Genomic DNA, 8,761 nt, shown 5'->3' on the forward strand with positions numbered 1-8,761 from the left:
CTCCTGCTTTCTTGTTGTTTTCAGGTGGTACCGGTTACAGCGCGTCGCGCGACGGCTGCCCATCTACCAGACGCTGAATGCGCAACGGGTTGGCATTCTTCAGCGCGTCGGGGAGCAGGCTATCAGGGTAATTCTGAAAGCACACAGGTCGCAGGAAACGCTCGATCGCCAGGGTGCCCACGGAAGTGCCACGGGCATCCGAAGTCGCCGGATACGGCCCGCCATGGACCATCGCGTCACACACCTCGACGCCCGTGGGGTAGCCGTTGAGCAGGATGCGGCCAACCTTTTGCTCCAGCAGCGGCGTCAACTCGCCGAACTGGGTGAAATCCGCCGGCTCGCCAATGATCGTCGCGGTCAATTGGCCGTGCAGGCCGTGCAACGCCGCAGTGAGTTGGGCCTGGTCGGCGACTTCCACGAACACCGTGGTGGGGCCGAACACTTCCTCCTGCAGCACTTCATCGCCGTTGATCAGCAGGCTGGCGTCCGCTTTGAATAGCTGTGGCTGCGCCTGATTGCCGGTTTGCGTCTGGCCCGCCAGGTGCTCGATGCGAGGATGGGCCAGCAGCGTGTGCAGGCCTTTGCCGTAGCTGTTCAAGGTGCCGGCATTGAGCATGGTTTGCGCGGGCTGGCCGCCGATCAGTTGGGCGACCTGTTGGGTGAAGCCTGTGAACGCTGGGGAGGCAATCCCGATCACCAGGCCCGGGTTCGTGCAGAACTGGCCGCACCCCTGCACCACCGAGGCGACCAGGTCGCGGGCGATGGTGTCTGCCCGGGTTTGCAGGGCCTGGGGCAAGACGATCACCGGGTTGATGCTGGACATCTCGGCGAACACCGGGATCGGTTGCGGGCGTGCCGCCGCCATATCGCACAACGCCCGGCCGCCCTTGAGCGAGCCGGTGAAACCCACGGCCTGGATCGCTGGGTGCTTGACCAGCGCTTCCCCCACACCGCCGCCGAAGATCATGTTGAACACGCCGCCGGGCATACCTGTGCGCTCGGCCGCCCGCATGATCGCATCGGCGACCCGCTCGGCGGTGGCCATGTGGCCGCTGTGGGCCTTGAACACCACCGGGCAACCGGCCGCCAGCGCGGCGGCGGTGTCGCCACCGGCAGTGGAAAAGGCCAGGGGGAAATTGCTCGCCCCAAACACCGCGACCGGCCCCAGGCCGATGCGGTATTGGCGCAGATCCGGGCGCGGCAAGGGCTGACGATCCGGCAGCGCCTGGTCGATCCGCGCCCCGTAGAAATCACCGCGCCGCAGTACCTTGGCGAACAACCGCATCTGGCCGCTGGTACGACCGCGCTCACCCTGGATACGCCCGGCGGGCAACGCCGTTTCGCGGCAGACCAGGGCGACAAAGTCATCGCCCAGGGCGTCCAGTTCATCGGCTATCGCCTCCAGGAACGACGCACGATGCTGCGCGCTCAGGCTGCGATAAGCCGGGTAAGCCTGAGCGGCGGCGTTGGCCGCGGCGTCGACCTCCTGCGCGGTGGCCTGGTAGAAATCAAAGGGCAATGCCTCGCCACTGGTGGCGTCGATGCTCTGCAGGGTGATGCTGCCGGCAGCGCTGCGCTGGCCGCCGATGTAGTTGTGGCCACAAATCCGGGTCATGCCTGTCTCCTTCAAAGGGTGCCTATGCCGCCAGGTGCCACGCCGCTGTTGGCCACGGCAATGCCGTTGATCAATGGCGCGCCGAATTCGGCCTGGCTGATTTCGAACACATCGCCTGGCTGGGTACGAATGCCGTCGGCAAACGACAAGGTGGCGGTGCCGAAGAAATGGATATGCACGTCACCTGGGCGCAGGAACTGGGTGTATTTGAAATGGTGGTATTCAAGGTTTTCGAGGCTGTGGCACATGTTGGCTTCGCCACTGAGGAATTCGTGCTGCCACAACACCTCGCCATTGCGCACGATACGGCTGGTGCCCGCCAGGTGCCGGGGCAGTTCACCCAGGCGCAACTCGGGACCATAGCTGCAACTGCGCAGCTTGGAGTGGGCCAGGTACAGGTAATTCTTGCGCTCCATCACGTGGTCGGAAAACTCGTTGCCCACCGCGTAGCCCAGGCGATACGGCTTGCCGTCGTGACCAATCACATACAGCCCGGCGATTTCCGGCTCTTCGCCGGCGTCTTCGGCAAACGCTGGCCACGGGAATGGCTGGCCCGGACGCACCACGATGCTGCCGTCGCCCTTGTAGAACCATTCCGGCTGCACACCGGCCTGGCCAGCAGCCGGTTTGCCGCCCTCCACGCCCCATTTGAAGATGCGCATGCTGTCGGTCATCGCGCTTTCGTCACTGGCGTTCTGGTGCATCTTGTCCCGCGCCGACGCACTGCCCAGGTGGGTCAGGCCGGTACCGCTGACCAGCGTGTGGGCCGGGTCCGGGTGATCCAGCGGTGGCAAGATCTTCTGCGCGGCCAGCAGTCTGGCGTAGTCGTGGCTCTCGGCCAGGCCGAGGTGGTCTATGTGCTGTTGCAAGGTGACGCCAGCCTCGATGGCGGCGAGTGCCAGGTCGCGTACCGTGCGGGCGGCCCGCACCTCGCGTACCTGATCGCCGTCGACCACGCCCACTCGGCGTTCGCCGTTGTTCAATTCAAACTGCACTAACCCCATGAGTGTTCTCCTGATTGCCAATTAAGTACGCGTGGCGCCACGGGCGCTGGCGGCGAACTGGTCGGGCGGCAGCACGTGCCTGCGCTCCAGCAACCGATAGACCACCCCGGTCAACACCACCCCGAACAGCATCACGCACGCCAGGAAGTACAAGCCCGACGCAAGGTTGCCGGTGTACTCCTTGAGTGCGCCGATCACGAACGGCCCGATGTAGCCGCCGAGGTTGCCCACCGAGTTGATCAAGGCGATGCCCGCCGCCGCACTCGCGCCGGCAAAGAAACGTCCCGGCAAGGTCCAGAACACCGCCGTGCAAGAGAACAGCGCAAACGCCACCAGGCACAGCGCTGCCAGTTGCCACAGCGGCACCGTCAGCCAGGCGCTGAGGAACAGGCCGATGGCGCCCAACACGTAGAGCACGGCAAGATGACCGTAGCGATCATTCAGGCGATCGGAACTGCGCGGGACGATCAGCAAACCGATGATCCCGAAGATGTAGGGCACTGCCGACACAAACCCGGTGGTCAGGTCGCTGCCGCCAAACTGCTTGATCAAGGTCGGCAGCCAGAGGCCCAGGCCATAGATGCTCAAGGTCACCGGCAGGTAGAACAGCGCCAGCAGCAGCACGCGTTTGTCCTTCAGCGCATGCAGCGGGTTGCCGTGCCGGGTCTGGCCGTAGGCTTGCAGGTCTTTGGCCAGCTCGCCGGTGAGCCAGGCCTTCTCCGCCTGGTCCATCCATTTCACCTGTTGCGGCCCATCCGGCAGGTAGCGCAGCACCGGCCAGGTCAGCAGGATCGCCGGGGTGCCGATGACGATGAACAACCACTGCCAGCCGTGCAGGCCGAGTATCCCGTCCATGCCGAGCAAGCCGCCCGCCACGGGGCCGGTGATCATCATCGCGATGGGTTGGGACAGGATGAACAGCCCGAGGATCTTGCCGCGGTGCCTCACCGGGAACCATTGGGTGATGTAGTAGAGGACACCCGGGAAGAACCCGGCTTCGGCGGCGCCCAGCAGAAAGCGCATCACATAGAAACTGTGGGGGCCCTGGACGAATGCCATGCCGATGGTAATCGCGCCCCAGGTCACCATGATTCGTGCGAACCAGCGCCGCGCGCCGAAACGGTCGAGCATCAGGTTGCTGGGGATTTCCAGCAGGAAGTAGCCAATAAAGAACAGCCCTGCTCCCAGTCCATACGCCGCATCGCCGATGCCGACATCCGCGCCCATGTGCAATTTGGCGAAGCCCACGGCCGAGCGATCCACGTAGGCAATCAGGTACAGCAAGATCAGGAAGGGAATCAGTTTCAGCGTGATGCGACGTATCAGCCGCTGTTCCTGGCTCATGTGAGCGGTCTCCGATTGTTATTTTTATAGAGCGTTTCGGGTCGCCTCTCGCGGAAAACCGCCAGGGCCAGGCCTCGTTGAAACGGACTATATAGTAATACTATTTAATCAACAACACTTCCAAACACCCGAATTTACGCCTATGTTAAGCTGAGAATGGATCAATATAGTCTTACAATAAGAGAGTCAGCCATGTCCGAGAAAAAGCCCGTCCTGCGCTCCGCCAGCTGGTTTGGTACCGCCGATAAAAACGGCTTCATGTACCGCAGCTGGATGAAAAACCAGGGGATTGCCGATCATCAGTTCCACGGCAAACCGATCATCGGGATCTGCAATACCTGGTCGGAGCTGACGCCCTGCAACGCGCACTTCCGCCAGATTGCCGAGCATGTGAAACGCGGCGTGATCGAAGCCGGTGGCTTTCCAGTGGAATTTCCGGTGTTCTCCAACGGCGAATCGAACCTGCGCCCCACCGCGATGCTCACCCGTAACCTGGCCAGCATGGACGTGGAGGAAGCCATTCGCGGCAATCCCATCGACGGCGTGGTGCTGCTGACCGGCTGTGACAAGACCACCCCGGCGCTGCTGATGGGCGCCGCCAGCTGCGACGTGCCGGCGATCGTCGTCACCGGCGGGCCGATGCTCAACGGCAAGCACAAGGGCCAGGACATCGGCTCGGGCACCGTGGTGTGGCAGCTCAGCGAACAGGTCAAGGCGGGCACCATTACCCTCGACGATTTCCTCGCGGCCGAAGGCGGCATGTCCCGCTCGGCGGGCACCTGCAACACCATGGGCACCGCCTCGACCATGGCCTGCATGGCCGAAGCACTCGGCACTTCCCTGCCCCACAACGCGGCGATTCCGGCAGTGGACGCGCGGCGTTATGTACTGGCGCACATGTCGGGCATGCGTGCGGTAGAGATGGTGCGTGAAGACTTGAAGCTGTCGAAGATCCTGACCAAGGAGGCCTTCGAAAACGCGATCCGCGTCAACGCAGCCATTGGCGGATCGACCAACGCGGTGATTCACCTGAAAGCCATCGCCGGGCGTATCGGCGTCGAGCTCGACCTGGACGACTGGACCCGCATGGGCCGTGGCATGCCGACCATCGTCGACCTGCAGCCGTCCGGGCGCTTCCTGATGGAGGAGTTCTACTACGCTGGCGGCCTGCCGGCGGTGCTGCGCCGCCTCGGTGAGGCCAACCTGATCCCGCACCCGAATGCCTTGACCGTCAACGGCAAGTCCCTCGGCGAAAACACCCGCGAAGCACCGATCTACGGCCAGGACGAAGTGATCCGCACCCTCGACAACCCGATCCGCGCCGACGGCGGCATTTGTGTGCTGCGGGGCAACCTCGCACCACTGGGTGCAGTCCTCAAGCCCTCGGCTGCCAGTGCCGAACTGATGCAGCATCGCGGGCGTGCCGTGGTGTTCGAGAACTTCGACATGTACAAGGCACGGATCAACGACCCGGAACTGGACGTGGATGCCAACTCGATCCTGGTGATGAAAAACTGCGGGCCCAAGGGTTATCCGGGCATGGCGGAAGTCGGCAACATGGGCTTGCCGGCCAAACTGCTGGCCCAGGGCGTGACCGACATGGTGCGCATTTCCGATGCGCGCATGAGCGGCACGGCCTACGGCACCGTGGTGTTGCACGTGGCACCGGAAGCGGCGGCCGGCGGTCCATTGGCGACGGTCAAGGAAGGCGACTGGATCGAACTCGATTGCGCCAATGGCCGCCTGCACCTGGACATCCCGGACGCCGAACTGGCGGCCCGCATGGCCGACCTTGCGCCGCCCGAGCAGCTGATTGTCGGGGGCTACCGGCAGCTGTACATCGACCACGTATTACAGGCAGACCAGGGCTGCGACTTCGACTTCCTCGTGGGCTGCCGTGGCGCCGAAGTGCCGCGTCATTCCCACTAATTGGGACGGGAGCAATGCTATGATGCCGCGTATTTCGCCAGAGTAGCCTCCCTGTTATGGATCAGCAGCCGACCAAGCCGCGCAAGAGCATGCACGCCCAAATCGTCCAGGACTTGGGCATGCACATCGTTTCCGGGCGCTTCAAGCCGGAAGAACGGTTGCCCATGGAGGCCACCTTGTGCGAGGAGTACAAGGTCAGCCGCTCGGTATTGCGTGAGGCGACCCGGGTGCTCAGCGCCAAGGGCCTGGTGATTTCCAAGCCCAAGGTCGGCGCCGTGGTGCGCCCACGGGTGCAGTGGCACTTGCTGGACCCGGACGTGCTGACCTGGCTGATGCAGTCGACACCCCACAGCGAGTTTTTCAACACCCTGGCCGGTGTGCGCCGGATCCTCGAGCCGGAAATCGCCGCGATGGCCGCGACCACCGCCACCGACGCCGACATCGCCACCATCGAAAAAGCCTACCTCGGCATGGAAACCGCCAATACCCACGAAACGTTGCTGCAGGCCGACCTGGACTTCCACCGGGCGATTGCCGATGCGACCCGCAACGACTTGCTGGCCTACATGTGCAATATGCTGTCGCTGCCACTTCGCGAGTCCATCAACATCACCAACCGTCGCCCCGACATCCAGGGCCTCAGCCTGCCCCGGCACAAAGCGATCCTCACCGCGATCAAGAACCGTGACGCCCTCGGCGCGCGGCATGCCTCCCTGGTGCAACTGGACGATACCCGGGTGGCGCTGGACACCGTGATGAACGTGCTGACGCCGCTGTAGCGCCAGGCAACCCACCGTCAAGTCGAGGCCGCCCTTGGATTACTTCGCTGCGTTAACCGCCTTTGTCGAAGCCGCCGAGGGCAATAACTTCTCCCGTGCCGCCGACCGGCTTGGCATCAAGGCTTCCACGGTTTCACGCTACGTGAAGGACCTTGAACAAGACCTCGGCATCGCCTTGTTCAACCGCTCTACCCGTACGCTGCACCTGACCGAGGGTGGCCAGACATTCCTGACGCACGCACGCCGGGTACTGGATGAACTCGAACAAGCCAAGGCCGCCACCTCCGCACTGAACGAACAACCACGGGGCGTGCTCAAGCTCAACCTGCCGCCCGCCTTTGCCCGCCACCATATCCTTCCCACCTTGAATGCCTTCCTGGCCCGCTACCCGCAGATCAAGCTGGAACTGGTGCTGGACGACAGCCACGTCAACCTGATTCATGCCGGCGCGGACCTGGCGATCCGCATTGGCACCCTGGCGGATTCCACGTTGAAGGCACGCAAGATCTGCGATGAGCGCTACCGGCTGGTGGCCAGCCCGGCGTTTTGCCGGGAGTATCCGGCGCCGGTCAACCCTGCCGACCTGGCTGCCATGCCGGCGATTCTGGGGGCGGCTGACAGCGCATTTGCCAACGGGCGTGAGGTGTCACCGCTGGTGCATAAAGACAGCATCCGGATCAACGACCTGGACGCACAATTGATCGCCGCACAACAGGGCCTGGGATTTGCCTTGCTGCCCGACTGGCTGGTAGCCAAACCCATTGAAACCGGCGAGTTGCTGGTGTGGTTGCCTGAGTGGGATATCCGCATCGCAGGCCGTGAATCGGCGGTTTGGTTCGTTTATCCACCCAAGCGCATCGTGTCTTCCAAAGTGCGGTGCTTCATCGACTTTATCGTCGAGCAACTGGGCGAAACACCGCACTGGAAACGTCTCAGCTGAAGCGGATATCCAGCGACCGCAGATAGGTTTGCAGCCCCGCATCCTGGATCGGAATCAGGAAGGCTTCCGTGTCGGACTCATTGAAGTGGGCATGCCAGTAACCTGGCGGCGTCACGAACGCCAGGCCCGGCGACCAGTCGACCCGCACCGGGTTGCGGATCTGCCCATCGGCGTCCAGTTCGGTGCCCACCAGCGAATAGCAGCCCTTGGGGCAATCAATGATGAAATCCAGCGCAATCGACTGGTGTCGGTGGGGCTTCTGAATCGACCCCGGCGGCAGGATGCCGTACATCGCCCACAGCACATGGGTCACGGTGCGAGTCTGCGGGAAGTTGCGATTGCCCAGCAGGATGCTGATACGGCTACGGTCCTGGGCGCGGGGATCATCGGCCGCTTCGCGCAGTTTTGCGTTGGCCAGCTCCGCGGGATACAGCGTCGGCACGAAGCGATCGGCACTGCGGATCACGCCCAGGTAACGCAACAGCGGCTCATCGTGGACGTAATACAGGCGCGCATCCTCTGATGCGCTGAACCGCGCTTGCTGCAGACCTGGCAGCGCAATGAAGCAGCCTTTGGTCCAGTCGATGCGGTGCGCGCCCTGAACCACACTGCCCTGCCCGGCGATGACATAAAACACCTGTGAGGTGGCGTTGGGGTGCAGTTCCAGCGTATCGCCGGCGTTCAGGCGAATGAAGTTCGCACACAGCCCCGGACCGGTGGCCGGACCTTCGCAACCCAAGGCATCGCTGAGGTCCAGCGGCACTACCCGAGAGGGCCCACTGTCGTACAGCGAGGCCGGGAAGCTGTGATAGGGAATGCGCGTGATCAGGTTGGCGCTGATGGGATTGGCGGCCTTGCTGTATTCAAAGTATTCGGCATCGAGCAGGTGCTGCGGTTGGGTATCGGCCACGTCAGGCTTGAATTCGCTATTCATTATGATCACCTCAATCTACGACTGGATTTCGCATGCCCCGTGGGGCGCTGCGGCGGTGAAAGAACTATAGGCATTCAGCGGCGGTGGATTAATCCCTCATCTTGCATAGCAGTTGTGCGAAATGGGGCAGGCATAAGCCTCTCTTGGTGTACTGATAGTTTGATTCAATCAACTATCAAAGTGCCACTTTATAAATAAGTTAAATATATATACATC

At 62.8% G+C, this 8,761-nt stretch carries 7 protein-coding genes; 3 read left to right on the forward strand and 4 right to left on the reverse strand.

Features of this window, described 5'->3' with window-relative positions; translation table 11 throughout:
• Positions 1-34 precede the first annotated feature (34 nt).
• From HX873_RS26880 to HX873_RS26890, 3 genes are read right to left on the reverse strand one after another with little or no spacing between them, the layout of a single operon-like run.
• On the reverse strand, positions 35-1,615 hold the full coding sequence (locus HX873_RS26880; RefSeq protein WP_003217771.1) for an aldehyde dehydrogenase (NADP(+)): 1,581 nt from the start codon (positions 1,613-1,615) through the stop codon (positions 35-37).
• Positions 1,616-1,626: 11 nt separating this feature from the next.
• Positions 1,627-2,619 (reverse strand): AraD1 family protein, encoded by a 993-nt coding sequence (gene araD1, locus HX873_RS26885; protein ID WP_134326635.1) that lies wholly within the window; start codon positions 2,617-2,619, stop codon positions 1,627-1,629.
• 21 nt (positions 2,620-2,640) lie between these two features.
• The gene (locus tag HX873_RS26890; RefSeq protein WP_087693837.1) at positions 2,641-3,963 is read right to left on the reverse strand and encodes an MFS transporter; all 1,323 of its coding nucleotides are present in this window, start codon (positions 3,961-3,963) and stop codon (positions 2,641-2,643) included.
• 192 nt (positions 3,964-4,155) lie between these two features.
• Between HX873_RS26890 and HX873_RS26895 the strand changes: the two genes are divergently transcribed.
• From HX873_RS26895 to HX873_RS26905, 3 genes are read left to right on the forward strand one after another with little or no spacing between them, the layout of a single operon-like run.
• A complete protein-coding gene (locus HX873_RS26895) occupies positions 4,156-5,892 on the forward strand; it encodes an IlvD/Edd family dehydratase (protein WP_008433338.1) in 1,737 nt (578 codons plus the stop codon).
• Positions 5,893-5,948: 56 nt separating this feature from the next.
• On the forward strand, positions 5,949-6,671 hold the full coding sequence (locus tag HX873_RS26900; RefSeq protein ID WP_003217775.1) for a FadR/GntR family transcriptional regulator: 723 nt from the start codon (positions 5,949-5,951) through the stop codon (positions 6,669-6,671).
• A 34-nt stretch (positions 6,672-6,705) separates the two neighbouring features.
• Complete coding sequence (locus tag HX873_RS26905) at positions 6,706-7,611, forward strand: LysR family transcriptional regulator (protein WP_102604314.1); 906 nt, start codon at positions 6,706-6,708, stop codon at positions 7,609-7,611.
• Here HX873_RS26905 and HX873_RS26910 read toward each other — a convergent pair.
• Positions 7,604-8,545, reverse strand: coding sequence for a cupin (locus HX873_RS26910; RefSeq protein WP_008433330.1), 942 nt, complete (start codon positions 8,543-8,545; stop codon positions 7,604-7,606). The two genes, HX873_RS26905 and HX873_RS26910, sit on opposite strands and share 8 nt — an antisense overlap.
• Positions 8,546-8,761 lie beyond the last annotated feature (216 nt).

Origin of the sequence: Pseudomonas sp. P7758 (assembly GCF_013386485.1) — a bacterium.
GTDB lineage: Bacteria > Pseudomonadota > Gammaproteobacteria > Pseudomonadales > Pseudomonadaceae > Aquipseudomonas.